This window comes from Pseudomonas sp. HB05 (genome assembly GCF_016756915.1).
In the GTDB taxonomy this organism is placed as follows: Bacteria; Pseudomonadota; Gammaproteobacteria; order Pseudomonadales; family Pseudomonadaceae; genus Aquipseudomonas; species Aquipseudomonas alvandae.
Genome location: NZ_JAESPG010000019.1, coordinates 15,387 through 40,927, shown reverse-complemented (window position 1 = coordinate 40,927; position 25,541 = coordinate 15,387). Strand labels below are relative to the sequence as shown.

General features: G+C 61.0%; 23 protein-coding genes and 1 tRNA gene. 15 read left to right on the top strand and 9 right to left on the bottom strand.

Annotation, left to right across the window (positions count from 1 at the left end; translation table 11 throughout):
* Positions 1-122 precede the first annotated feature (122 nt).
* Together hemH and JMN22_RS17465 are read right to left on the bottom strand one after the other, a co-directional pair.
* Positions 123-1,148 carry a ferrochelatase gene (gene hemH / locus JMN22_RS17470; protein WP_030138592.1) on the bottom strand — a complete coding sequence of 342 codons (1,026 nt, stop codon included), beginning with the start codon at positions 1,146-1,148 and terminating at the stop codon, positions 123-125.
* 13 nt (positions 1,149-1,161) lie between these two features.
* Positions 1,162-2,061 carry a TIGR01777 family oxidoreductase gene (locus tag JMN22_RS17465; protein ID WP_198796251.1) on the bottom strand — a complete coding sequence of 300 codons (900 nt, stop codon included), beginning with the start codon at positions 2,059-2,061 and terminating at the stop codon, positions 1,162-1,164.
* Positions 2,062-2,257: 196 nt separating this feature from the next.
* On the opposite strand from JMN22_RS17465, the gene JMN22_RS17460 reads away from it, so the two are divergent.
* From JMN22_RS17460 to JMN22_RS17435, 6 genes are all read left to right on the top strand, one after another.
* The gene (locus JMN22_RS17460; RefSeq protein ID WP_198796250.1) at positions 2,258-3,244 is read left to right on the top strand and encodes an NAD(P)/FAD-dependent oxidoreductase; all 987 of its coding nucleotides are present in this window, start codon (positions 2,258-2,260) and stop codon (positions 3,242-3,244) included.
* A 176-nt stretch (positions 3,245-3,420) separates the two neighbouring features.
* On the top strand, positions 3,421-4,383 hold the full coding sequence (locus JMN22_RS17455) for a YbgA family protein (protein WP_198796249.1): 963 nt from the start codon (positions 3,421-3,423) through the stop codon (positions 4,381-4,383).
* Positions 4,383-5,321, top strand: a complete 939-nt coding sequence (locus tag JMN22_RS17450; protein ID WP_198796248.1) for a MerR family transcriptional regulator — start codon at positions 4,383-4,385, stop codon at positions 5,319-5,321. Before JMN22_RS17455 ends, JMN22_RS17450 begins: the two co-directional genes overlap by 1 nt.
* 12 nt (positions 5,322-5,333) lie before the next feature.
* Positions 5,334-6,767: a deoxyribodipyrimidine photo-lyase gene (gene phrB / locus JMN22_RS17445; protein WP_030138588.1), complete on the top strand. Its 1,434-nt coding sequence runs from the start codon at positions 5,334-5,336 to the stop codon at positions 6,765-6,767.
* Positions 6,768-6,934: 167 nt separating this feature from the next.
* The gene (locus tag JMN22_RS17440) at positions 6,935-7,696 is read left to right on the top strand and encodes an SDR family NAD(P)-dependent oxidoreductase (RefSeq protein WP_030138587.1); all 762 of its coding nucleotides are present in this window, start codon (positions 6,935-6,937) and stop codon (positions 7,694-7,696) included.
* Between the two features lie 28 nt (positions 7,697-7,724).
* Positions 7,725-8,030, top strand: coding sequence for a YkgJ family cysteine cluster protein (locus JMN22_RS17435; protein ID WP_030138586.1), 306 nt, complete (start codon positions 7,725-7,727; stop codon positions 8,028-8,030).
* A 114-nt stretch (positions 8,031-8,144) separates the two neighbouring features.
* On the opposite strand, the gene JMN22_RS17430 is transcribed toward JMN22_RS17435, so the two are convergent.
* The 6 genes from JMN22_RS17430 to hemA form a co-directional block, all read right to left on the bottom strand.
* Positions 8,145-8,663: an acyloxyacyl hydrolase gene (locus JMN22_RS17430; protein ID WP_030138585.1), complete on the bottom strand. Its 519-nt coding sequence runs from the start codon at positions 8,661-8,663 to the stop codon at positions 8,145-8,147.
* 113 nt (positions 8,664-8,776) lie between these two features.
* A complete protein-coding gene (gene murI / locus JMN22_RS17425; RefSeq protein ID WP_030138584.1) occupies positions 8,777-9,568 on the bottom strand; it encodes a glutamate racemase in 792 nt (263 codons plus the stop codon).
* Positions 9,565-10,317: a molybdopterin-synthase adenylyltransferase MoeB gene (locus JMN22_RS17420; protein ID WP_030138583.1), complete on the bottom strand. Its 753-nt coding sequence runs from the start codon at positions 10,315-10,317 to the stop codon at positions 9,565-9,567. Before JMN22_RS17420 ends, murI begins: the two co-directional genes overlap by 4 nt.
* Positions 10,311-11,141 carry a peptide chain release factor N(5)-glutamine methyltransferase gene (gene prmC, locus JMN22_RS17415; protein ID WP_198796247.1) on the bottom strand — a complete coding sequence of 277 codons (831 nt, stop codon included), beginning with the start codon at positions 11,139-11,141 and terminating at the stop codon, positions 10,311-10,313. Before prmC ends, JMN22_RS17420 begins: the two co-directional genes overlap by 7 nt.
* 14 nt (positions 11,142-11,155) lie before the next feature.
* The gene (prfA, locus tag JMN22_RS17410; protein WP_198796246.1) at positions 11,156-12,238 is read right to left on the bottom strand and encodes a peptide chain release factor 1; all 1,083 of its coding nucleotides are present in this window, start codon (positions 12,236-12,238) and stop codon (positions 11,156-11,158) included.
* Positions 12,235-13,524, bottom strand: coding sequence for a glutamyl-tRNA reductase (gene hemA, locus JMN22_RS17405; RefSeq protein ID WP_030138580.1), 1,290 nt, complete (start codon positions 13,522-13,524; stop codon positions 12,235-12,237). The genes prfA and hemA overlap by 4 nt, the downstream gene beginning before the upstream one ends.
* Positions 13,525-13,705: 181 nt before the next feature.
* Here hemA and JMN22_RS17400 point away from each other — a divergent pair, with 181 nt between their 5' ends.
* From JMN22_RS17400 to ychF, 8 genes are all read left to right on the top strand, one after another.
* Positions 13,706-15,430 (top strand): tetratricopeptide repeat protein, encoded by a 1,725-nt coding sequence (locus JMN22_RS17400; RefSeq protein WP_198796245.1) that lies wholly within the window; start codon positions 13,706-13,708, stop codon positions 15,428-15,430.
* 4 nt (positions 15,431-15,434) lie between these two features.
* Positions 15,435-16,052: a lipoprotein insertase outer membrane protein LolB gene (gene lolB / locus JMN22_RS17395; RefSeq protein WP_030138578.1), complete on the top strand. Its 618-nt coding sequence runs from the start codon at positions 15,435-15,437 to the stop codon at positions 16,050-16,052.
* Position 16,053: 1 nt separating this feature from the next.
* The gene (gene ispE, locus JMN22_RS17390; protein WP_198796244.1) at positions 16,054-16,905 is read left to right on the top strand and encodes a 4-(cytidine 5'-diphospho)-2-C-methyl-D-erythritol kinase; all 852 of its coding nucleotides are present in this window, start codon (positions 16,054-16,056) and stop codon (positions 16,903-16,905) included.
* A 37-nt stretch (positions 16,906-16,942) separates the two neighbouring features.
* Positions 16,943-17,017: transfer RNA gene (locus JMN22_RS17385), tRNA-Gln, on the top strand.
* 47 nt (positions 17,018-17,064) lie between these two features.
* Positions 17,065-18,006, top strand: a complete 942-nt coding sequence (locus tag JMN22_RS17380; RefSeq protein ID WP_003171603.1) for a ribose-phosphate pyrophosphokinase — start codon at positions 17,065-17,067, stop codon at positions 18,004-18,006.
* Positions 18,007-18,146: 140 nt separating this feature from the next.
* Entirely contained in the window at positions 18,147-18,749 is a 603-nt protein-coding gene (locus JMN22_RS17375) for a 50S ribosomal protein L25/general stress protein Ctc (protein WP_030138576.1), read from the top strand.
* Positions 18,750-18,914: 165 nt separating this feature from the next.
* On the top strand, positions 18,915-19,499 hold the full coding sequence (pth, locus tag JMN22_RS17370) for an aminoacyl-tRNA hydrolase (RefSeq protein ID WP_030138575.1): 585 nt from the start codon (positions 18,915-18,917) through the stop codon (positions 19,497-19,499).
* Between the two features lie 22 nt (positions 19,500-19,521).
* Complete coding sequence (gene ychF / locus JMN22_RS17365) at positions 19,522-20,622, top strand: redox-regulated ATPase YchF (RefSeq protein ID WP_198796243.1); 1,101 nt, start codon at positions 19,522-19,524, stop codon at positions 20,620-20,622.
* Positions 20,623-20,676: 54 nt separating this feature from the next.
* On the opposite strand, the gene JMN22_RS17360 is transcribed toward ychF, so the two are convergent.
* On the bottom strand, positions 20,677-22,752 hold the full coding sequence (locus tag JMN22_RS17360) for a calcium-binding protein (protein ID WP_198796242.1): 2,076 nt from the start codon (positions 22,750-22,752) through the stop codon (positions 20,677-20,679).
* Positions 22,753-23,140: 388 nt separating this feature from the next.
* Here JMN22_RS17360 and JMN22_RS17355 point away from each other — a divergent pair, with 388 nt between their 5' ends.
* Positions 23,141-25,531 (top strand): type VI secretion system Vgr family protein, encoded by a 2,391-nt coding sequence (locus tag JMN22_RS17355; RefSeq protein WP_198796241.1) that lies wholly within the window; start codon positions 23,141-23,143, stop codon positions 25,529-25,531.
* The last annotated feature ends 10 nt before the right edge of the window (positions 25,532-25,541 follow it).

The following is a 25,541-nucleotide window of genomic DNA, read 5'->3' as shown; positions in this document are numbered from 1 at the left end:
TGACCCTTAAATAGCCATCGCGAGCAAGCTCGCTCCCACAGTGGATCTCGAGTGGTCACAAAATTTGTGTACACCGCAGGCCCATGTGGGAGCGAGCTTGCTCGCGATGAGGCCCTTGAACCTCACAAAGCAATCGGCGCCCGTTCGCAGAGTGTACTCAACGCCTGCGCCCACTGCGGATCGTCATTGAGACACGGCACCAACACCAACTCCTCCCCTCCCGCTTCGCGAAACTGTTCACGGCCACGGTCGCCGATTTCCTCCAGCGTCTCGATGCAATCGGCGACGAACGCCGGGCACATCACGAGGACCTTCTTCACGCCGCTCTTGGCCAGTTCCTCCAGGCGCGCTTCAGTGTACGGTTCGATCCACTTGGCACGGCCCAGTCGCGACTGGAACGACACCGACCATTTTCCATCCGCCAGGCCCATGCGATGGGCAAACAGCTCGGCGGTGCGGATGCACTGGGCGCGGTAACACGTCGCCATGACTTCCGGCGGCGCGTTCTTGCAGCAGTCGGCATCCTTGAAACAGTGGAAACCCGTGGGATCGAGCTTGGTCAGGTGCCGTTCGGGCAGGCCATGGAAACTCAGCAGCAAGTGATCATGGTCCTGCATCAAGTACGGCTTGGCGCTGGCGACCAGCGCATCGAGGTATTCCGGCTGGTCGTAGAACGGCTGGAGAATCGAGAACTGCACATCGAGCTTCTTTTCGCGCACGACCCGCTTGGCCTCTTCAACCACTGTGGTCACGGTGCTTTCCGCGAATTGCGGATACAACGGCGCCAGCGTGATGTTCTTGTGGCCCTGGCTCGCCAGCCGTACCAGGGTGGATTCGAGGGAGGGCTCGCCATAACGCATCGCCAGTTCCACCGGGCCTTGAGTCCATTGACGGGTCATGGCTTGCTGCAAGCGCCGGCTGAGCACCACCAGCGGCGAGCCCTCCTCCCACCAGATCGACGCATAGGCATGGGCCGACTGCTCGGGGCGCTTGATCAGGATCAGCGACACCAGCAACCGACGCACCGGCCAAGGCAAGTCGATAACGTACGGATCCATCAGGAATTGATTGAGGTAGCGGCGCACATCGGCCACCGAGGTGGAGGCAGGCGAACCCAGATTCACCAGAAGCAACGCGTGATCGGTCATGCAACATCCTATTTCAAAGGCGACCCGACAAATCTTCCAGGGCCGCAGGCAAATCAGTGAACCGGAATGAAAAACCCGCCGCCTGTAATCGGGCCGGCGTGGCGCGCTGGCCGCCCAGCAACAGTAATGACAACTCACCCAACGTGACTTTCAACGCCAGCTCTGGCATCGGCACCACCGCCGGCCGATGCAATACGCGCCCCAGGGCCTTGGCAAAATCGCGGTTGCGCACCGGATTCGGCGCGCAGGCATTATAAGGACCGCTGGCATCATCGCGGTGCAGAAGAAAATCAATCAGGGCGATTTGATCGTCGATATGAATCCACGGCATCCACTGCCGACCATCGCCGATACGCCCGCCCAGCGCCAGCTTGAAGGGCAATAACAGCCGCGACAAAAAGCCGCCCTCGGCAGACAGGACCAAGCCGGTGCGAACCAGCACCACACGCAGGCCCATGGCCTCGGCCCGCTGCGCGGTTTCTTCCCAGGCAATGCACAGCTGGCTGGCGAAGTCCTCGCTGACCGGCCCCGATTCCTCGGTCAACTCTCGCTCGCCGCCGTCGCCATACCAACCCACCGCGGAACCGGAAATCAGTACCTGCGGCTTCTGTTCGCAACGCTCCAACCATGCGAGCAAAACCTCGGTCAGCGTGACGCGGCTGCTCCACAGCAACATCTTGCGCTTATGACTCCAGGGGCGGTCGGCAATGGGCGCCCCCGCCAGGTTGACCACCGCGTCCACGGGCTCGCTGATCTCGTCGAGCTTGGCGACGCCGCGTACCTGCGCGCCGCAAATTTCAGCCACTTGTTCAGGTCGACGACTCCAGACCGTCAAGTGATGCCCCTGCTCCAACCAGTGCCGGCAGAGCTGCCGTCCGATCAAACCAGTACCGCCGGTCAGCAATATGTGCATGAGGTGTACCTCTCATCGCGTTTTACCCGGCCCATTAGTCTATTTTTATAGGTAGAGATTGTTCATATCGGACAGGGTCTGTTTTTAACAATAGGACAACCTGTCGAAACGCGAACGGTAAAACTTATACCAAAAATCAAAATTGTACAGGATTAAACGACGGCGTAGTCTGTACAGAAAGTTAAACGAGGCCCTCATGACTGTACCTATCGCAATCATCGGCACCGGCATCGCCGGGTTATCAGCCGCCCAGGCCCTGACGGAGGCCGGGCACGTCATCCAACTCTTCGACAAAAGCCACGGCAGCGGCGGTCGCATGTCGAGCAAGCGCAGTGACGCTGGCGCCCTGGACATGGGCGCACAATATTTCACCGCCCGCGATCGGCGCTTCGTCACGGAAGTCCAGCGCTGGCAAGCCAACGGCTGGGCGGCGGAGTGGAACCCGCAGCTTTATCATTATCAGGAGGGGCAAATGAGCCCCTCCCCCGACGAACAGACCCGCTGGGTCGGAACCCCTCGCATGAGCGCCATTACCCGCGCCCTGCTCGGCGAACTGCAGGTGCAATTCGCCTGCCGCATCACCGAGGTGTTTCGCGGCCAGGAACACTGGCACCTGCAGGACGCGGAAGGGTTCACCCATGGCCCCTTCGGCCAGGTGATCATCGCCACGCCGGCGCCCCAGGCAACCGCGTTGCTGGCGGCCGTGCCGAAACTGGCCGGGGTGGCCGCCGGGGTAAAAATGGACCCTACCTGGGCCGTGGCGCTGGCCTTCGAACATCCCCTGGATACACCTATGGAAGGCTGCTTCGTACAAGACAGCCCCCTCGACTGGCTGGCGCGCAACCGCAGCAAACCGGGGCGCGACAGCAAGCTCGACACGTGGGTGCTGCACGCCACGAGTGACTGGAGCCGCCAGCACATCGACATGCCCAAGGAAGCGGTTATCGAACATTTGCACGGTGCCTTCGCCGAACTGTTGCACAGCGCGATGCCAGCGCCGAGCTTCAGCGTGGCCCATCGCTGGCTGTATGCGCGCCCTGCCGGCAGTCATGAATGGGGCGCACTGGCGGACGCGGACCTGGGTTTGTATGTGTGTGGCGACTGGTGCCTGTCCGGCCGGGTCGAAGGCGCCTGGCTCAGCGGCCAGGAGGCCGCTCGCCGCTTGCACGCCAGTCTTCAGTGAATCGTGTCATCCCGTACCGCTCGCTGCTGTCGCAAAAGACAGCAGCCCATCCCGCGCCAATGTGTCATGAACTCCGCTCGTTCAATTCGCGGTTGACTTGTGCCCGTTCGGACCTATGATGAAAATATTGTACAGAAAACAAAAACTGTACAAGATTAAGCCATCAGAGGTCGCCCATGCCCAGCGAAGCCCATGCCAAACCCAGAATTGCCATCAGCGCCTGCCTGATGGGCGCTGAAGTTCGCTTTAACGGCGGGCATAAACAATCGCCACTGTGCAGTCGCACGCTCACGGAATACTTCGATTTCGTCCCGGTGTGCCCCGAGGTCGCCATCGGCCTGGGCATTCCCCGCGAGCCGATTCGCCTGGTGGGCAACCCAGAGCATCCTGACGCGGTCGGCACGGTGAATCGCGACCTCGACGTGACGGGACCGTTGGCCGAATACGGACGGCAGATGGCCGGGGAGTTGGAGGGTATCTGTGGCTATATCTTCATGCAGAAATCCCCTTCCTGCGGGCTGGAACGGGTCAAGGTCTACGATCACAACGGCGTGCCCCAGGACGGCGGTGGACGAGGCATCTATGCCCAGGCTTTTTGCGAGCGTCATCCGGACCTGCCGGTGGAGGAAGATGGCCGCCTGAATGACCCGGTGCTGCGGGAGAATTTCCTGACGCGCGTGTTCGCCTATGCGGCCTGGCAACCGCTGCGCCAGCGAGGCCTGACCCGACGTGACCTCATCGAATTTCACTCGCGCTACAAATACCTGCTGATGGCCCACAACCCAGTGCAGTACAAGGCACTGGGCAATTTGTTGGGCAACATGGGCAAGGGCGATCCCGACGAACTGGGCGCACGTTATTTCAGCGCCTTGATGGCCGCCTTGAAAAAATGCGCTACCCGCCGTACCCACACCAACGTACTCCAGCACTTGAGCGGCTATCTCAAGCGCGCCATCGATGCCGATGACAAGCAGGAAGTGCAACACCTCATCGCGCAATATCGCCTCGGCATCGTGCCGCTGGTGGTACCGCTGACACTGCTCAAGCACCACCTGCGCCAGCACCCCGACCCTTATCTGGCGCAGCAGGTGTACCTGCAACCTCACCCGGAAAATCTCAGCTTGCGAAACGCCATTTGATGAACACGAAACCTGATTCAAGCGCCAGCGAAGACCTCGGCGTCGATTTTGCCGAGGCACTGGCGCAGGGCTGGCTTCCCATCCGCGAAGTGGCCCGGCAAACCGGCGTCAATGCCGTCACGCTGCGGGCCTGGGAGCGACGCTACGGCTTGATCGTGCCGCACCGCACCGCCAAGGGTCATCGCCTGTTCAATGCCGAGCATGTGCAGCGGATCCAGAGCATCCTCACCTGGATCAATCGCGGCGTGGCGGTGAGCAAGATCAAGCCGTTGCTCGAGACGCCGCAACCACCCGAAGAGCCCGTGCAGGACGAATGGCAACGCCAGCGCCATGCCTTGCTGCTGGCCGTGACACAACTGGCCGAGCGTCAGGTCGACGACCTGATCAACCAGGCGATGGCGCTGTATCCGCCGCGGACAGTCTGCGAACAGTTGTTGCTGCCCTTGCTGGCCGAGTTGCAAACGCGCTGGCAAGGCCAGTTCGGCGCGCAACTGGAGCAGGTGTTGTTCCACACTTGGCTGCGCAGCAAATTCGGCAGCCGGATTTATCACAACAACCGCCAGCTGCGTGGCGCGCCGTTGCTGCTGGTCAATCAATCGCAATCACATCAGGAACCCTGCTTGTGGCTCACCGCCTGGCTCGCCAGCAGCGCCGATTGCCCCGTGGAAATACTTGACGGGCCGCTGCCTGCCGGAGAGTTGGCCCTGGCGGTCGAACGCCTCAAGGTTCGCGCCGTGCTGGTGTATTCCAACCACGCCCTGGACCTGTCCCAACTGCCCAGGCTGCTGAATGCAATCGACTGCCCGATCATCATCGCCGGCCCGGCCGCGTCGATCCATCAAGCCAGGTTATCCACAGGCGTCTCGACGCTGGACGTGTCCTGGGCCGAAGACCCACTGGCCGCTTACCGCGAGCTGAGCCGCAGAGAACTCCTGTAGATGAAAGACCGCATGCAACTGATCTGGCTGCGCAGCGACTTGCGCCTGCACGACAACACCGCCCTGGCGGCAGCCGCAGCCGCGGGACCCTGCGTGGCGGTGTACCTGATGAGCCCCGGGCAATGGCGCGCCCATGACGATGCTCCCTGCAAGATCGATTTCTGGCTGCGCAACCTCGCCTCGTTGAGTGCGGCGCTGAACACATTGAACATTCCGCTGCTGATTCGCCACGCTTCGCACTGGGACCAGGCGCCCCAGGTGCTGGCAACACTGTGTCGCGAATTGAATATCAGCGCCGTGCATGCCAACGAAGAATACGGCGTGAACGAAACCCGGCGTGATGGCGAGGTTGCTCGAACCCTGAAGGATCAAGGCGTGGCGTTCCACGGTTACCTTGATCAACTGCTGTTCCGGCCCGGCAGCGTCCTGACCAGGACCGGCAACTATTTCCAAGTGTTCAGCCAGTTTCGCAAGGTGTGCTACCAGCGCTTGAACCTTTCGCTACCCAATCTGGTTCCCGCGCCGACCGGACAAGCCCGCACGGCCATCGCCAGCGATCCGGTGCCCGCACACGTCGAAGGTTTCGCACCTCCCAGCGAGGCGCTACGTGCCCTCTGGCCTGCCGGCGAGAACGAGGCCCGACGGCGGCTGGACGCCTTTATCGATCAACACATCGATGAATACCAGCGAGAGCGCGACTTCCCCGCCCACCCCGGCACCAGCCAGCTTTCGGCCTATCTGGTGGCCGGCGTTGTTTCACCACGCCAGTGCCTGCACGCTGCGCTGCAAGCCAACCAGGGCGAATTCGAGAGCGGAAGTGCCGGTACCGTGGCCTGGATCAATGAATTGCTCTGGCGCGAGTTCTATAAACACATTCTTGTGGGCTATCCACGCGTTTCGCGCCATCGCGCGTTCCGCCCGGAAACCGAAGCGCTGGCCTGGCGCAAGGCTCCCGACGAATTGGAAGCCTGGCAGCAGGGCCGTACCGGCCTGCCGATTATCGACGCGGCCATGCGTCAATTATTGGAGACCGGCTGGATGCACAACCGCCTGCGGATGGTGGTCGCCATGTTCCTGACCAAGAACCTGCTGATCGACTGGCGCGAAGGCGAACGTTTTTTCATGCGCCACCTGATCGACGGGGACTTGGCCGCCAACAATGGCGGCTGGCAGTGGAGTGCTTCCACCGGCACGGATTCCGCGCCCTGGTTCCGCATCTTCAACCCCTTGAGCCAATCGGAAAAATTTGATCGCGAGGGACTGTTTATCAAACGGTGGATACCTGAACTGAACGATATAGACGGGCTACGGGTCCATAGCCCAAATGCACAAGTCAATCTGTTTGACGCGGTGCAATACCATCGGCCGATCGTCGACCTGGCCGAATCCCGAGCACGTGCGCTGACAGCCTTCAGGAATCTGCCAGCGCGACAAGACATGGGATGACATGGATGGCCGATCACCGAACGTGAAATTGTTGAAGACCGGATGCAATCAGTTGTGAAGGCTATGTAGTTTGACTAATCGAAGGGGCCATTAAAAGCATTGTGCAGGATGCACGGTCCAAGCGTGGTTCATTTCAAATCAAGGCTGTGCGCAAAAAGGGGAGAACGATGGCGCGAAAATATTGGCTGACCGGTGCCAGTAACGGATTGGGGGCTGCGTTGGCCGAAGCGATTCTTCAGGCCGGAGGGCAGTTGGCCGTGAGTTCCCGCGTCGCGCCCTCTTGCGAGACCCTTTCACAACAATTTCCCGGCCAGGTGCTGATGGTGCCGGGCAACTTGACCGACAGCCAGACCGTTCGAGAGATCGGCCAGCGGCTTGCCCAGGAATGGGGAGCACTGGATACAGTGATCATCAATGCAGGCACGGCTGAATACGTTGCTGGCCAACCCACCGATAGCACACTGATTGAACACATCATTCGCAGCAATTTGCTTGCAGCGAGTTTCTGCATCGAGACGGCGCGTCCATTGTTACACCAGGGAGCCGAGCCGCATCTGGTGGGCATCACCAGCCCGGTCACTTACTTGCGACCCTCGCAAGCCGAGGGCGACGGCAACGCGATGCGCCAAGTATTCGAGTCAGTGCGTGCCGACCTGGCCTCCAAGGGGATCGACCTCACATTGGTCATCCCTGGCTTCGGCAATTCGGCGACAGGTGTCGATGAGGACTTTTCAGTGCTGGCCCGATGGACCGCTGAAACGGCAGCGAGCCACATACTGACGCAATTGGAGGAACGCCCCCACGAGATGGCCTTGCCTGCTGCCTCCATGACGAAGCTCTGGCCGTTACCGTCATCAAGCGACCCCACCCAAGGCGACATCGCCGCCTGCCAAAAAGCAGGACAATCCCCGATCAAGGGACAACCCTGATCGGCCCGGTTGCCTTACACTGCGCCCCATGAAAACCATCCCTCTCGTTGAACTCCCCGCGCCGGTCGTCACCTGCTCGACCTGCGCGGCGTGCTGCTGCCAGCTCGAAGTCATGCTCATCACCGACACCGGCGTTCCCGAGCGGTTTATCGACACCGACGATTGGGGAGGGGAAGTCATGCTGCGGCTCGACGATGGCTGGTGCGCAGCGCTGGATCGCGACAGCATGATGTGCACGATCTACGAGAGGCGTCCGCTGATTTGCAGGGAATTCGAAATGGGTGCGCCGGAATGCCTGGAGGAGCGACAGGGCATCACGACGGCGTATCGGTAGGAAATCCGCGTTTATTGGGGGAGTGGGCTTGCTCGCGAAAGCGGCGGTTCAGCCAGCATTGATGTGACTGACACTACGCATTCGCGAGCAAGCCCGCCCCCACAGGATCGAGTGTTACAACGGCATCGTGTAGTGCAGCGCGTAGCTTTCCACACCGTCGTTGGTCGACTTGATGCCGGCGTTGGAGTAATGAGTGGCGCGGATGCCCACTTCATGCCCACCCTTGAAGCGCAGGCCGAAACCGATGCGATCCTCGAACTGGAACGCCGTGCCCAGCTTGTTGCTTTCCACTTCGGTGTTTTCAAACAACGCAACGCCCACGCCCGCCTCGATATAAGGCTTCACATTCTGACCGGCAAATTCGTACACAAATACCGGCGAAAACGACAAGCTATGGTTGCTGGAGGTCTCATCCCCCTCCCAGTACGTGTAGGCACCGCTCCAGTAACCGGTCAGGCGCCCCACGTCGCTCTGCAACCAACTTTTGTCCCAATCGAATTGCATGCCCAGGCGGTAGGTCATGGTCGAGTCGCCAGTCTGGCCTACCCCGAACTCGACGCCCGCTGCCTGCGCGGTGTAAGTGTGCCCCAGCAATGCAGCCGCAAACGCGGCAAAGCAGAATAAGCGCTTCATTAGAAACATCCTTTTCCGACAGCCTAGTTAGTTTTTTCTTACAACAGACAGAGCTATAGAAATCGGCGCCAAAACAGAAGTTCAGCTCGATTTACACAATTTTCACGTTTTTTTTACAGTTCGAAGTTTCGCACAATGTCAGACGAATCCCATAGAGTCGGTAGGATTTTTCTTAAATGTAGCGGATCCGAACTGGTCCAGAATTGCGCTTCACTGGCCGGCCCGTGGGCCAGTAGATTCCGTTCGGCCAACAGGCGTTGAAGTTGCCGAGCCACGGCGGCGCCCGTGTCGATCAGGCTGATATGTTCAGGAACCATTTGCTTGAGCAACGGCTTGAGGAATGGATAGTGCGTGCAGCCGAGGATCAATGTGTCGCAACCGGCCGCCAGCAAGGGAGTGACGTAGCCTTGTAGCAATTGAAGCAAGGCCGGGCTGTTCAAGTCACCGGCCTCGATCAATTCCACCAGCCCTGGGCAGGGCTGCGTGATGACCCGCACATCCGTGGCAAAACGATCGAGCAACGCGGCGAACTTGGCGCTCTGCAAGGTGCCCGTGGTTGCCAGCACACCCACGATGCCGCTTCGTGTGGCGGCGGCGGCGGGCTTGACCGCTGGCTCCATGCCGACGATGGGCCACTCGGGGTAATCGCGACGCAGGTCGGCCACGCCGGCTACCGTCGCAGTGTTGCAAGCGACCACCAGCGCCTTGGCGCCTTCGCGCTGGAGAAAGCCCGCAATGATCGCGCATCGCTCGCGAATGAATTCCGGGCTCTTTTCGCCGTAAGGGATATGCCCGCAGTCAGCGATATACAGGAGAGATTCATTGGGCAGCAACCGACGGATCTCACCCAGCACCGACAGCCCGCCGACCCCGGAATCGAACACACCGACCGGCGCTTCACTCATGTCGGCTTGCCACAGACGCTGCAACCCGGATCACGCTTGACCCGCAATTCGCGAAAACGCGTGCCCAAGGCATCGATCAACAGCAAGCGCCCCACCAGCGGCTCACCAAAACCGGCCAGCAGCTTCAAGGCTTCGAGCGCCTGGAGGCTGCCCACCAGCCCCACGAGCGGGCCAAGTACGCCGGCCTCGCTGCAGGTCAATTCAGCTTCGCTGCCGTGACCGTAGAGGCAGTGGTAACACGGACTTTCGGCGCGACGCGGATCGAACACCGATAACTGTCCTTCCAGACGAATCGCCGCGCCGCTGACCAATGGCTTGCCCGCCGCCACACAGGCAGCGTTCACCGCTTCGCGCGTGGAAAAATTGTCCGAGCAATCCAGCACCACGTCCACCGCCGCCACGGCATCTGCCAGGCTGTCTTCGTCCATCGCAGCCGTGTGAGGCACCAGCCGGACCTCGGGATTGATGGCGGTCAGGCGCCGCACCGCCGATTCGACTTTGCTCAGGCCGACGCTGTCGGTGTCGTGGATGATCTGCCGCTGGAGGTTGGTCAGGTCGACCGTGTCGAAGTCCGCCAAGTGCATCTCGCCAACGCCAGCGGCGGCGAGGTACAACGCCACCGGAGCGCCGAGGCCGCCCAGCCCGATGATCAACACGCGGCCCTGCTTGAGGCGCAACTGCCCATCGATGTCGACGTGTTGCAGCAGAATCTGTCGGCTATAGCGCAGCAATTCCTGATCGTTCAGCACGGCAAGCGTCCCAGGCTGATGCGTTCATGATTGCCCAGGTCCTTGCGACTGTGGACTTCGGCGAACCCTCGGCCGCTCAACAGGTCGCGCACCGCTTCAGCCTGGTCGTAACCGTGTTCGAGCATCAACCAGCCGCCCGTCTCGAGATGATTGGGGGCCTGGTCAACGATCGCGCGCAAGTCATCAAGCCCGTCCGGCCCCGCGACCAGCGCACTGGCCGGCTCGAACCGCACGTCGCCCTCGGCCAGGTGCGGGTCGCTGGCGGCGATATAGGGCGGGTTGCTGATGATCAATTCGAAACGTTTGCCCTCCAGGGCGCTGAACCAGTGACTGCTCGCCACCGTCACGTTGCGCAGGTCCAGGCGCTGGCGATTGCGTTCGGCCAGGGCCACCGCTTCTAGCACCCGATCGACCGCCGTGACTGTCCAGGCCGGGCGCTCGCTGGCCAACGCCAGGGCTATCGCGCCGCTGCCGGTGCCGAGGTCGAGGACCCGGGCCGGCGTGGCCGGCAGCAAGGCCAACGCGGTTTCCACCAGCAGCTCGGTGTCGGGGCGCGGGATCAGCGTATGGGGCGCCACCTCCAGGTCCAGTTTCCAGAAGCCCTGCTGCCCGAGAATGTAGGCCACCGGCTCACCGGAGCGCCGGCGACGCAGGTACTCGGAAAACAACAGCGCCGCCTCGCTGGGTACGATCCGCTCGGGCCAGGTGTGCAGGAAGCTGCGGGACTTGCCCAGCGCAGCGGCCAGCAGCAACTCGGCGTCCAGCCGTGGCGTGGGCGAATCCGGCAGCTCGGCGGCGCGTAACAGACTGGCAATGATGGTCATTTATTCACCTGTGCCTATTCGCCAATCGCGGCCAACTGGTCGGCCTGGTATTCGGCCAGCAAGGGCTCGATCACCGCGTCGACACCACCGGCAAGGATTTCATCCAGGGAATACAGGGTCAGGTTGACGCGATGGTCGGTGACCCGGCCCTGGGCAAAGTTGTAGGTACGGATCCGCTCGGAACGATCACCCGAGCCCACCAGCAATTTCCGCTCGCTGGCGATGGCGTTGGCGGCGGCGCTGGTCTGCTGGTCGTTGAGCTTGGCCGACAACCAGGACATCGCCCGCGCGCGGTTCTTGTGCTGGGAGCGTTCTTCCTGGCATTCGACCACGATGCCCGACGGCAAGTGCGTGATACGGATCGCCGAATCGGTCTTGTTGACGTGCTGGCCGCCCGCACCGGAAGAACGGTAGGTGTCGACCCGCAGGTCCGCCGGGTTGATCTCGATGGCTTCCTGTTCGTCCGGCTCGGGCAACACCGCCACGGTGCAGGCGGATGTGTGGATGCGGCCCTGGGATTCGGTGGCCGGCACACGCTGTACGCGGTGGGCGCCGGATTCGAATTTCAGCTTGCCATAGACGTTGTCACCCTCGACCCGGGCGATGACTTCTTTATAGCCGCCGTGTTCGCCTTCGTTCTCCGAGAGGATTTCCACACGCCAGCCACGACGCTCGGCGTAGCGCGAGTACATGCGAAACAGGTCGCCGGAAAAGATCGCCGCCTCGTCACCACCGGTGCCGGCGCGGATTTCAAGGAACACGTTGCGCCCGTCGTTCGGATCCTTGGGCAGCAGCATGCGCTGCAGGTTGCTTTCCAACTCGACCAGTTGCTCCTTGGCCTCGCGCACCTCTTCCACCGCCATTTCGCGCATGTCCGGGTCGCTGTCCTTGAGCAGCGCCTGGGCGCCCTCGAGATCGCCTTGCACCTTGAGCAACTGTTTATAGGTCGCGACAATCGGCTCGACTTCCGCGTACTCCTTGGAGTAGGTCCGGAACTTGTTCTGATCGGAAATGACCTCGCCGTCGCCCAGCAAGGCGGTCAGTTCCTCGAAACGGTCCTGGAGAATGTCCAGCTTATTGAGCAGTGACGCTTTCATTGCGATTTTTTATCCGAAAAGCTATCCGGTGAAGCCTCACCGAGGGCGAAAAGTTCCTGGGCCATGGCCAACGCATCGAGGCGGCCTTCGGCGGTCAGTTTCTTGAGCTGGACGCTGGGCGCGTGGAGCAGCTTGTTGGTCAGGCCACGGGCCAGTTGCACCAGCACCTCTTCGGCACTGCCACCGTTGGCCAGCAGGCGCTGGGCCTTTTGCAATTCTTCGTCACGCAGCCGTTCACTTTGCTGACGATACGCCTTGAGCACGTCCACCGCCGCCAGCTCGCGCAGGCGCACCATGAAATCCTCGGCGCCGACGGTAATCATCTCTTCCGCCGCCTGGGCCGCGCCTTGCCGGCTCTTCAGGTTTTCGGCAACCACTTCGTGCAGGTCATCGACACTGTAGAGGTAAACGTCGTCCAGTTCGCCGACTTCCGGCTCGATGTCACGCGGCACGGCAATGTCGACCATGAAGATCGGCTTGTGCTTGCGCAGCTTCAAGGCGCTTTCCACCGCGCCCTTGCCAAGAATCGGCAACTGGCTGGCGGTGGAACTGATGACGATGTCGCTGTGTACCAGCTCGGCGGGAATGTCGGACAGCAGCACCGCGTGGGCGCCGAACTGTTCGGCCAGGGTGCTGGCGCGCTCCAGCGTGCGGTTGGCGACCACGATGCGTTTCACGCCCAGGTCATGCAGGTGGCGGGCAACCAGGGTGATGGTCTCGCCGGCACCGATCAGCAACGCCTGGCTGCGCTGCAGGTCACTGAAAATCTGCTTCGCCAGGCTGACCGCGGCAAACGCCACGGACACCGGGTTCTCGCCAATGGCGGTGTCGGTGCGCACCTGCTTGGCGGCATTGAACGTGGCCTGGAAAAGCCGCCCCAGCAGCGGGCCGACGGTGCCTGCCTCGCGCGCCACGGCGTACGCCGATTTCATCTGGCCGAGGATCTGCGGCTCGCCCAACACCAGCGAATCAAGCCCCGAGGCGACGCGCATCATGTGACGAACGGCCGCATCATCTTCGTGCACATAGGCGCTGGAGCGCAGCTCTTCAAGACTCAAATCATGGTATTCGGCCAGCCAGCGCAGCACTGAATCGGCCGAAACGTGATCCTGTTCTATATAAAGCTCGCTGCGATTGCAGGTGGAGAGGATCGCAGCTTCGCGGCTGTCGGTGAGTCGGCAGAGCTGCTGCAGGGCCTCAACCAGCTGCTCAGGCGTAAAGGCCACGCGCTCGCGGACGTCTACTGAAGCAGTCTTGTGGTTAATACCAAGTGCAAGGAAGGCCATTCAAGGTCGCTGATGGTGACGTGAAGCCGGCAATTGTCCTACTTCGCCAGATCCAGAACAACCACCCCCGACTATTGTCACAATTACCTGTGCCTATAAAGCATCCGCCGAGACTCGGTTATGTTTGACCGATGGCTTGTGTCATGATGATCCGACCGCAGGTTAGTCGTCCTTTTCCTATATGAATAGATCCTTTGCGTTGCTCCTCGCTTTTGCCTTCCTCGGCGGCTGCCAGTCCATGGCCCCCGTTTCGACGGACGGTACGCCACCGGTCGAAGACAGTTCCCCGACCCCCGAAAAGCCCAAGGTCTACGGCTCGTTCAGCGAGGAGACCATCTTCAGCCTGCTGAGTGCCGAGCTGGCGGGCCAGCGCAATCGCTTCGATATTGCGCTGGACAACTACGTCACCCAGGCCATCAATACCCAGGACCCGGGGATTTCCGAGCGCGCGTTTCGCATCGCCGAATACCTGGGCGCTGACCAGCCTGCATTGGATACTGCGCTGATCTGGGCGAAGAACGCCCCGGACGATCTGGAAGCGCAACGCGCCGCCGCCATACAACTGGCACGTGCCGGACGCTATGACGACGCCATGACGTATATGGAAAAAGTCCTGCAGGGCAAAGGCGATACCCATTTCGACTTCCTCGCGCTGTCCGCCGCCGATACCGACCAGGAAACCCGCGCCGGCCTGATGAAGAGCTTCGACCGCCTGCTGCTGCGTCATCCGAACAATGGACAGCTGATTTTCGGCAAGGCATTGCTGCTGCAACAGGACGGCGACTCCCAGGGCGCCCTCACCTTGCTGGAAGACAACCCGCCAGAGGCCGGCGAAGTGGCGCCCATCCTGTTGCGTGCACGGCTGTTGCAAAGCATGAATCGCGGCGACGAAGCCCTGCCGCTGATGGAAAAAAGCATCAAGAAATATCCGGACGACAAACGCCTGCGCCTTACCTATGCGCGCATGCTGGTCGAGAACAACCGCATGGACGACGCCAAGGTCGAATTTTCCAGCCTGGTGCAGCAGTACCCGGAGGATGACGACCTGCGTTATTCCCTGGCGCTGGTCTGCCTGGAAGCCAAGGCCTGGGAAGAGGCCAAGGGCTACCTGGAAGACCTGATCGCGCGGGAAAGCCATGTCGATTCGGCTCACCTGAACCTCGGTCGCATCGCCGAGGAGCGCAACGACCCCGAGAGTGCCCTGATCGAATACGCCCAGGTCGGCCCGGGCAATGATTATCTCCCGGCGCAGTTGCGCCAGGCCGACATCCTGATGGGCAACGGCAGGACGGCCGAGGCCCAGAGTCGCCTGGCCATCCAGCGCGACACCCAGCCGGATTATGGCATCCAGCTTTTCCTGATCGAGGCCGAGACCCTGTCGGCCAACAACCAGGGCGACAAGGCCTGGGGCGTGTTGCAACAAGCCTTGAAGCAATACCCGGACGATCTGAACCTGCTGTATACCCGCGCCATGCTGGCGGAAAAACGCAATGACCTGGCCCAGATGGAGAAAGACCTGCGCCTGATCATCCAGCGCGACCCGGACAACGCCATGGCCCTCAACGCCCTTGGCTACACCCTGTCGGATCGCACCACCCGCTACGATGAAGCCAAGGTGCTGATCGAGCAGGCCCACCAGATCAACCCGGAAGACCCGGCGGTACTCGACAGCCTCGGCTGGGTGAACTTCCGCCTGGGCAATCTCGACGAAGCCGAACGCCTGTTGCGCCAGGCCCTGGAGCGCTTTCCCGATCAGGAAGTCGCCGCTCACCTGGGTGAAGTGTTGTGGGCCAACGGCAAGCAACGCGAAGCCCGGCAGATCTGGGACAAGTTCCTCAAGGAACAGCCCGACAGCCCCATCCTGCGCAGCACCATCAAACGCCTGACCGGATCAGAGACTCTTTAAGATTATGTTTTTGCGCCATTTCATCGTTTTCAGTTTCATCGCCCTGCTCGCCGGTTGCGCGGGCTTCGGCGCCCGTGAATCCGTCCAGGGCCAGGGCAACCAGGCCCAGTGGCGCGAGCACAAGCAACAATTGAGTGGCCTCGATGGCTGGCAGATCGACGGCAAGATCGGTATTCGCGCGCCGAAGGATTCGGGCAGCGGCACCTTGTTCTGGCTGCAGCGCCAGGATTACTACGACATTCGCCTCTCCGGGCCGCTGGGCCGTGGCGCCGCACGCTTGACCGGCCGGCCGGGCCAGGTTTCGCTGGAAGTCGCCAACCAGGGGCGCTACGAGGCGCCGACGCCTGAAGCGCTGCTGGAAGAGCAATTGGGCTGGAAACTGCCGGTGTCGCACCTGACCTGGTGGGTTCGCGGCCTGCCGGCACCGGACAGCAAAAGCCGCTTGACCCTCGACGCGGACAGTCGCCTGTCCAACCTGGAGCAGGACGACTGGCAGATCGAATACCTCAGCTATGCCCAGCAGAACGGCTATTGGTTGCCCGAGCGCATCAAGCTGCACGGCAGCAACCTCGACGTCACGCTGGTCATCAAGCAATGGCAGCCGCGCAAGCTGGGGCAATGACATGAGCGCAACACGCTTGACGCTGCCCTCCCCGGCCAAGCTCAACCTGATGCTGCACATCCTCGGCCGGCGACCGGACGGCTACCACGAGCTGCAGACAATCTTTCAGTTCCTGGACTACGGCGACGAGATCACTTTCGCCGTGCGCGACGATGGCGTGATCCGCTTGCACACCGAATTCGCTGGCGTTCCCCACGACAGCAACCTGATCGTCAAGGCCGCGAAAAAACTCCAGGAACAATCCGGTTGTTCGCTGGGCATCGATATCTGGATCGAAAAAATCCTGCCCATGGGCGGCGGCATCGGTGGTGGCAGTTCGAATGCGGCGACGACTTTGCTGGGCCTGAATCATTTGTGGCAACTGGGCTGGGACATGGATCGCTTGGCGGCCTTGGGCCTGACGCTGGGCGCCGACGTACCGGTTTTCGTGCGTGGCCACGCGGCTTTTGCCGAGGGTGTGGGGGAAAAACTCACGCCGGTAGAACCCGAAGAACCCTGGTACTTGGTGCTGGTGCCGCAAGTATCTGTAAGTACAGCAGAAATTTTTTCAGATCCACTGTTGACACGTAACTCTCCTCCCATTAAAGTGCGCCCCGTTCCCAAGGGAAACAGTCGAAATGACTGCTTACCGGTGGTAGCAAGGCGTTATCCAGATGTTCGTAACGCATTGAATTTGTTAGGTAATTTTACCGAAGCAAAACTCACCGGAACTGGAAGTTGTGTGTTTGGGGGCTTCCCAAGCAAAGCTGAAGCTGATAAAGTCTCGGCCCTTCTGACAGAGACCCTTACAGGGTTTGTAGCAAAAGGAAGCAACGTTTCGATGTTGCATCGCAAGCTGCAAAGCCTGCTCTAAAAGGAATCGAGTGCTGGGCACTCGCAGCAACAGATACAGGGGCGTCGCCAAGCGGTAAGGCAGCAGGTTTTGATCCTGCCATGCGTTGGTTCGAATCCAGCCGCCCCTGCCATTTTCCTATACTCATCCAGGTATACCCTCAGCCTTCAGGTACTGCGCGTGTCCAAGATGATGGTCTTTACGGGGAACGCCAACCCCGATCTGGCTCGGCGTGTCGTACGTCAGCTGCATATCCCTCTCGGTGACATTTCTGTCGGTAAGTTCTCCGACGGCGAAATCACTGCCGAGATCAATGAAAACGTTCGCGGTAAAGACGTCTTCATTATTCAGCCGACTTGCGCTCCGACCAACGATAACCTGATGGAACTCGTCGTGATGGCTGATGCCTTCCGCCGCTCCTCGGCTACTCGTATCACTGCTGTTATTCCTTACTTTGGTTATGCCCGCCAGGATCGCCGTCCGCGTTCCGCACGTGTGGCTATCAGCGCGAAAGTCGTCGCCGATATGCTGACCGTAGTCGGCATCGATCGTGTACTCACGGTCGATCTGCATGCTGACCAGATTCAGGGCTTCTTCGATATTCCCGTGGATAACATCTACGGCTCCCCAGTCCTGGTGGATGACATTGAAGATCAGCGCTTCGAAAACCTCATGATCGTGTCCCCGGATATCGGCGGCGTCGTGCGTGCACGGGCCGTTGCCAAATCCCTGGGCGTTGATCTGGGTATCATCGACAAACGCCGTGAGAAAGCCAATCACTCCGAAGTGATGCATATCATTGGTGACGTCGAAGGGCGTACCTGCATTCTGGTCGATGACATGGTCGATACCGCCGGCACCCTGTGCCACGCGGCCAAGGCCCTGAAAGAGCATGGCGCTGCCAAGGTCTTTGCCTACTGCACACACCCAGTGCTGTCCGGTCGGGCGATCGAAAACATTGAAAATTCCGTGCTGGACGAGCTGGTGGTGACCAACACCATCCCGTTGTCCGCTGCAGCACAAGCCTGTGCGCGTATCCGTCAACTGGATATCGCACCGGTGGTTGCCGAGGCGGTTCGCCGCATCAGCAATGAAGAATCGATCAGTGCGATGTTCCGCTAAGGGCCCTGCCCTTTCCTGAATGTCTCGTTGACGAAAAGCGCCCCGCCCCAACACTCATGTTGGGGCGGGGCTTTTTTGCCCATACCGCTTTGGCGTCGGTCGCAGACGTCATTCGGAAATGGCTATTTTGGAGATACAACATGAACGATTTTACTCTGAATGCTGAAGTGCGTTCCGACCTGGGGAAAGGTGCGAGCCGCCGCCTGCGTCGTCTCGCAAGCCTGGTTCCAGCTGTAGTCTACGGTGGCGAAAAAGCCCCTGAGTCCATCAGCATGCTGGCCAAGGAAGTTGCCAAACTGCTCGAAAACGAAGCGGCCTACAGCCACATCATCGAGCTGAACATTGGCGGCACCAAGCAAAACGTCGTGATCAAAGCCCTGCAGCGTCACCCGGCCAAAGGCCACGTGATGCACGCTGACTTCGTCCGCGTTGTTGCCGGTCAGAAGCTGACTGCTGTTGTTCCAGTGCACTTCATCAACGAAGCTGCCCCGGTCAAGAAAGGCGGCGAGATCTCGCACGTGACTTCGGAAATCGAAGTTTCTTGCCTGCCGAAAGACCTGCCTGAATTCATCGAAGTCGACCTGGCTGACGCCGAAGTCGGCACGATCATTCACCTGTCCGACCTCAAGGCTCCTAAAGGCGTTGAGTTTGTTGCCCTGGCTCACGGTGATGACAAGGCTGTTGCCAACGTCCACGCTCCACGTGTTGCTCCAGAAGCTACTGAAGAAGGCGCTGCAGAGTAATTTCACTCTGTCGCCGGAGTGACCGGAAACATCGCGGACTGGAACGTAGCGAGACAACGGGCAAGAACGCGAAGTTTACTTAACGGTAGATCCGCAATTTTCGTTCGTTGTCGCCACACCGTCTGACGCGACATGTTATCCACCACTCCAGGAAGGGCCCCTATCGTGACTGCCATCAAACTGATCGTTGGCCTGGGTAATCCAGGCACCGAATACGAACAGACCCGGCATAACGCAGGGGCCCTTTTTGTTGAGCGCATCGCGCACGCCCAAGGCGTCAGCCTGGCCGCCGATCGCAAATATTTCGGCTTGACCGGGCGCTTTTCGCACCAGGGTCAGGATGTTCGCCTGTTGATTCCCACCACCTACATGAACCGCAGCGGCCAGGCCGTGGCGGCATTGGCCGGTTTCTTTCGCATCAAGCCGGAAGAAATCCTGGTGGCCCACGACGAACTCGATCTGCCTCCGGGCGTCGCCAAGCTCAAGCAGGGCGGCGGCCATGGCGGTCACAACGGGTTGCGCGACATCATCGCGCAACTGGGTAATCAGAATACCTTTCACCGCCTGCGGCTCGGCATAGGCCACCCGGGCGTTGCCAGTATGGTTTCAAACTTTGTCCTGGGTCGTGCGCCTCGCGCCGAACAGGAAAAACTCGATGCCAGCATCGACTTCGCCCTCGGCGTGCTGCCGGATATCCTCGCCGGTGAATGGAACCGCGCGATGAAAAACCTGCACAGCCAGAAGGCCTGACACTTATCCGAGGGGAAACACCATGGGATTCAATTGCGGCATCGTCGGCCTGCCTAACGTCGGCAAGTCCACCCTGTTCAACGCCCTGACCAAATCCGGGATCGCGGCCGAGAACTTCCCCTTCTGCACCATCGAGCCGAACAGCGGCATCGTGCCGATGCCCGATCCACGCCTGGAAGCCTTGGCGGCGATCGTCAATCCCAAGCGTATCCTGCCGACCACCATGGAATTCGTCGACATCGCTGGCTTGGTGGCCGGTGCGTCGAAAGGCGAAGGCCTGGGTAACAAGTTCCTGGCCAACATCCGTGAGACCGATGCCATCGCCCACGTGGTGCGCTGCTTCGAAGACGAGAACGTGATTCACGTTTCCAACAGCGTCGACCCGAAACGCGACATCGAAATCATCGACCTGGAACTGATTTTCGCCGACCTCGACAGCTGCGAGAAGCAACTGCAGAAAGTCGCTCGCAACGCCAAGGGTGGCGACAAGGACGCCGTCGTCCAGAAAAGCCTGTTGGAACAGTTGATCGCCCACTTCACCGAAGGCAAGCCTGCGCGCAGCCTGATGAAGAACATGAGCACCGACGAGAAACAGGTGATCAAGGGCTTCCACCTGCTGACCACCAAGCCGGTCATGTACATCGCCAACGTCGCTGAAGACGGTTTCGAGAACAACCCGCACCTGGACGTGGTCAAGGCCATTGCCGAAGAAGAAGGCGCCATGGTCGTTCCGGTCTGCAACAAGATCGAAGCGGAAATCGCCGAGCTGGACGACGGTGAAGAGAAAGACATGTTCCTCGAGGCCCTGGGCCTGGAAGAGCCTGGCCTGAACCGCGTGATTCGCGCCGGCTACGAAATGCTCCACCTGCAGACCTACTTCACCGCCGGTGTCGAAGAAGTCCGCGCCTGGACCGTTCGCGTGGGCGCTACCGCCCCGCAAGCCGCCGGCGTCATCCACACCGACTTCGAGAAAGGCTTCATCCGCGCCGAAGTCATCGCCTACTCGGATTTCATCCAGTACAAGGGCGAAGCGGGCGCCAAGGAAGCCGGCAAATGGCGTCTGGAAGGCAAGGAATACATCGTCAAGGACGGCGACGTGATGCACTTCCGCTTTAACGTCTGAAGTGAAAAAAACCGCGTGGCAGCGTCTGTCTGCCACGCGGTTTTTTTGTGCCCGTCAACTCAGCAAATGCCATTGATCGACATCTGGCGCCACCCCGATCAGGCCTAATTCGGCGTCGGGCGCCGCTGCGGGAGCAAAGACCATGTTGTCTTCGCCAAGGCTTTCCCGCCAGTCCCCAGCCAGTGCGATCTGGAACGAATGGCCTTGGGCGTCCGCTTCCGCATCCTTCAGGTAAGTGCGGTCCAGTGCCTCGTTGTAAACCAACTTCAGCGTAGTGTCCGTACCCTCTCCGAAACCGGTGTAGCCCAGCGCCGACACATCGATCTTGTCGTCAACCGTGAAGCCTTCGATCAGGTCGGCAAAGCTCTGGCTGTCAGTCCGGTAGCTGTCGTCGGTGGAGAGATAGCGGAATACGTCGGCGTTTTCACGGTTGTCCGTCCACAACGAAATGTCGGCCCGGTCTCCGCCGTTGAGACGGTCGGCGCCCGCGCCGCCGATGATGACATCCGCTCCGGCGCCGCCGTTGATACGGTCATTGCCGTCGAGGCCACGGATGATCTCCGACAGGGCAGAACCGTTGATCGTATCGTTGGCAGACGTCCCTTCGACGGTGGGCGCGGTAAACACCAGGTTGGTGCTGTTCAACTGCCCGACCAGATTACCGTCCAGGGCCAGTTCAAAACGTTGCCCGGCGGCATCGGCGTCGAAGCTCTTGAGGTACGTGCGAGTGCCGTCCGCGCTCGCCTGGATGGCCAACGTACCGTCATGCCCGTCGCCAATCCCGGTGAAGCCCAAGCCGATCAGGTCAATGCGGTCCTCAGAGACATCGAAGTCCTGGATGCGGTCGCTGTTGTTCAATGTGGCGGTGCGGAAACTGTCGCCCAATTCGGCAAAACGGAAAATGTCCGCGCCTGCGCCACCTTGCAACACGTCACGTCCGCCGTCGCCCTGGAGCACATCGTCGCCCGCCAGGCCATGGATGATTTCGGCGGCATCGGTGCCGCGCAGGATTTCCTCGCCAGCGTACCCATCCACGTGGAGCTTGCCATCCTGGCTGCCGAAGCTGGTGTCCAGGCTGCCGTCGGCGTTCAGGCGGATGACATTGAAATCTCCGCTGTTCGTGCCGGCAGCCAAAATCCGGCCATCCGCTTGTACCGTCAAAGCCACCGGCGTGTCGGCCTCGAAGGTCACCGAGCCATTGCTGCCAAAGCTGCTGTCGAAGGATCCGTCAGCGTTGAGCCGCGCCACGGTAGCCAAGCTATCGCCCTCGCCATGGCCCATCACGATAATCTTGCCGTCAGCCTGCACGGTGACCACCGAGTCTTCGCCAAACCCCATGGCGGCGCTCAAATGCAGGACGCCATCGTCACCGAAACGGGTATCCAACTGACCGTCGGCGTTGAAACGCTGCAACGCGAACGTCGGATCGCCCACACCAGCGGCGTTGTAGGCAGCCCCGACCACGACGCTTCCATCCGCCAGCACGGCAGTGGAGATCCCGCCGTTGAAGAACGGATCTTCGGAAATATCGACGGTCAGCACGCCATGGTTGCCAAAGCCGTCGAACAAGCTGCCGTCATTGCCAACCTTGGTCACGGTCGCCTGGTCAAACCCGCGGGCACTGACCTGAAAGGTGCCGTCCGTATTGGCCGTCAGGTCGATATCCTTGAAGTCATGGCCGACGTCGACCGTCATGACGCCGTTCTGACCAAAGCCAGCATCGCGCGTCCCGTCGCTGTTATAGCGCTCCACCTGTATGCCGGTGTTCAGCGCCACAGCGACAAGCACCTTGCCATCGAACTGCACCGCCGTCAGCTCATAGCGGGACGCTGGCGCTGTCGTGGCCGGTACCATGTCGACGCCACCGTCATGAAAGCCGGTATCCAGGCTTCCATCCGCATTCAGGCGGATAACGGAATGGTTCTGTTCGTAACCGTAGCTTTCCTCACCTGGCGCCCCGGGGTATCCCCATGCCAGGTACTCGGTATAGCCGCCAATCAATATCTTGCCGTCCGACTGGACAGTGATGCTCTGGGCATCATCGAACTGGCCGGTGAGGTCGACCTGGACAGTGCCCGGGCCGGTTCTCACGGTATGGGAATCCACTTTCGTACTATCGAAGGTTGTCATGGTTTAGTCCTTTAAATAAATGCCGGATTCGTCACTCTGGAAGAGCCACAACGCTTTGCACGCTTCCGATCATTGGCTTGACCGGTGGCTTGCAGCCGTCAGCAGGCTGGATGGCCCTTTTGCTCGGAGGCATCAACGAGCGGCAAGTTCACTTCTGGCTGGGGGATGACGACAGATGGACAATAACCCTCCCCTTCCCACTTATTTGCCTAGGTAATCGGCCATATGTAGGCAACTTCCTAAGGAAGAGGAACGCGCCTTTATAGGACGTTTCTGAATTTTCAGAACGGGCGGTTTGCCTATGGTATCTGCCCTTCGCCGTGAGCCAATCTGGTCCCCTCGACAACAAAAAACCACGCGCCATGAGCGTGGTTTTCCAGGGGCATCCATGACTAACCCACTCCCGACCTTCTTCGACCACAGCCGCCACACCCTGCGAATCTCCGGCGTCGACACTCACCTCGACGTCCTGGCCTTCACCGGCGAAGAACACCTGAGTCGTCCCTACCTCTACCGCATCGAATTCACCTGCACCGAGCGCGACCTGGCGGCCACCGACGTGCTCAACCGGTGGGGTTATTTCAACCTGTACGCCGTGCCGCCACCGCCGACGCCCAAGGGTTTCACGCCGCCGGTGATCAAGCCGTTGCGCGCCTTTCATGGGGTGATCTCAGGCTTCAAGCGCCTGTCCGGCTCCAACGACGAAGCCCGCTATGAAATCACCTTGCAACCGCGTTTCGCGCGGCTTGGGCGCGGCAAGCAGTTTCGCATCTACCAGCAGCAGTCGGTGCCGGAGATCGTCGAGCACATCCTGCGCACGCGCCACGATTTTCGTGGCGAGGAGTTCTATTTCAACCTGGTGCGCCAGTACCCCCGGCGCGAACAGGTCATGCAATACGACGAGAGCGACCTGGCCTTCGTCGAGCGCCTGCTGGCCGAGGTCGGCATCTGGTACCGCGTCACCAGCGACGATCGCCTGAACATCGACGTGGTGGAATTTCACGACGACCAGCGGCACTACCAGCGCGGCGTCACGTTGCCGTGCCGCCCGCCGTCGGGCTTGTCCGCCGATGGCCAGGACGCCGTCTGGAACCTGCAGACCGCCCACCGGATGGTCGAGCAAAGGATCAACTTTCGCGCCTACCATCACCGCGAGGCCCACGCCTTCCTGGACGGTGAAGTCGACCACACCCGAGGTGCCAAGGGCACCTACGGCGAGGCCTATCACTACGGCGAACCCTACACGGTGCTGGGCGAGCGCTACGCCCTGGACGAAGACCTGCAAAGCGAAAGCGGTTTCTTCTACGCCCGTCTGCGCCATGAGCTCTACCTCAACGACCAGACCCGCCTCAGCGGCACCACCAGCAGCGCCATCCTGGCCCCGGCGCAGCGCCTCGACATCACCGGCGGCCCGCCGAAGGCCTTCGGGCCCGGCGCGGTGATCGTCAGCCTGCGCACCGAAGCGGCCCGCGACCGCAGCTTCGTCGCCCACTTCCAAGCCATTCCCTACTCGGAAACCGTGTGCTTTCGCCCAGCGCTGCTGCCCAAGCCGCGCATGAGCGGCACCATCCCCGCCCGCGTCAGCCACCCGGTCGTCAACCCGCCGTACGCCGACCTCGACTTCGAAGGCCGCTACAAAGTGCGCTTCCTGTTCGACCGTGACACCTGGCAACCCGGCCGCGAAAGCGCCTGGCTGCGCCTGGCCCGACCCTACGGCGGCGACACCCACGGCCTGCACCTCCCGCTGCAGGCCGGCACCGAAGTGGCCATCGCCTTCGAACACGGCGACCCCGACCGCCCCTACATCGCCCACGCCCTGCACGATGACCGCCACCCCGACCCGGTCACCGCCCGCAACGAACGCCGCAACGTCCTGCGCACCCCGACCAACAACAAACTGCGCCTGGACGACACGCGGGGGCAGGAGCACATCAAGCTCAGCACTGAACACAGTGGCAAGAGCCAGTTGAACCTGGGGCATCTGGTGGACGCCGCGCGCAAGAAACGTGGGGAAGGGTTTGAGTTGCGCACCGATGGCTGGGGGGCGATTCGGGGTGGCAGGGGGGTGTTTATCAGTGCGGATGAGCAGGTCAAGGCTAAGGGTGACGTCCTCAGCATGGACCCGGCCACCGCCCAGATCGAAGGCGCCAAGCGCCAGATGGCTGAGTGGCAACACATCGCCCAGGCCCATCACAGCCGCACGCCTGACCTCGACGGTTTGCAGCAACTCCAGGCCAACGCAAAGGACCTCAAGGCCGCGGCCATCCTGCTCAGCGCCCCCCAGGGCATCGGCGCCGTCACCCCGGCCAGCCTGCTGCTCAAAAGCGGCGACGCGCTCTACCTGCAAAGCCACGACGACATCAACCTCGCGGCCGCCAAGCGCCTGTCGGCCCACGCCAACCAGGCCATTTCGCTGCTCGCCCAACAGGAAGGCCTGCGCCTCGTCTCGGGCAAAGGCCCGCTGGAAATCGAATCCCACGGCGACGTGCTGGCCATGAAAGCCCAGCAGGACATCAGCGTGCAGTCGGTGCAGGGGCACGTGCAGGTGACAGCCAAGAACGGCATCACCCTGGCCTGTGGCGGTGGGTTCATCCGGATCAACCCGAGCGGCGCGATCGACATCCACAGCCCCGGCAAGCTGAACCTCAAGGGGCAGCATGTCTGGGAACTCCCGGCCGGGCAGAGTTTTGCGTTGCCGGAGTTGCCGCAGTCGGTGTGTGAGGACTGCCTCAAGGTGGCCCGCGAAAACGCTGTTGGAATTCTTCCGCGCGAAAGTTAAGAAAAGGAGT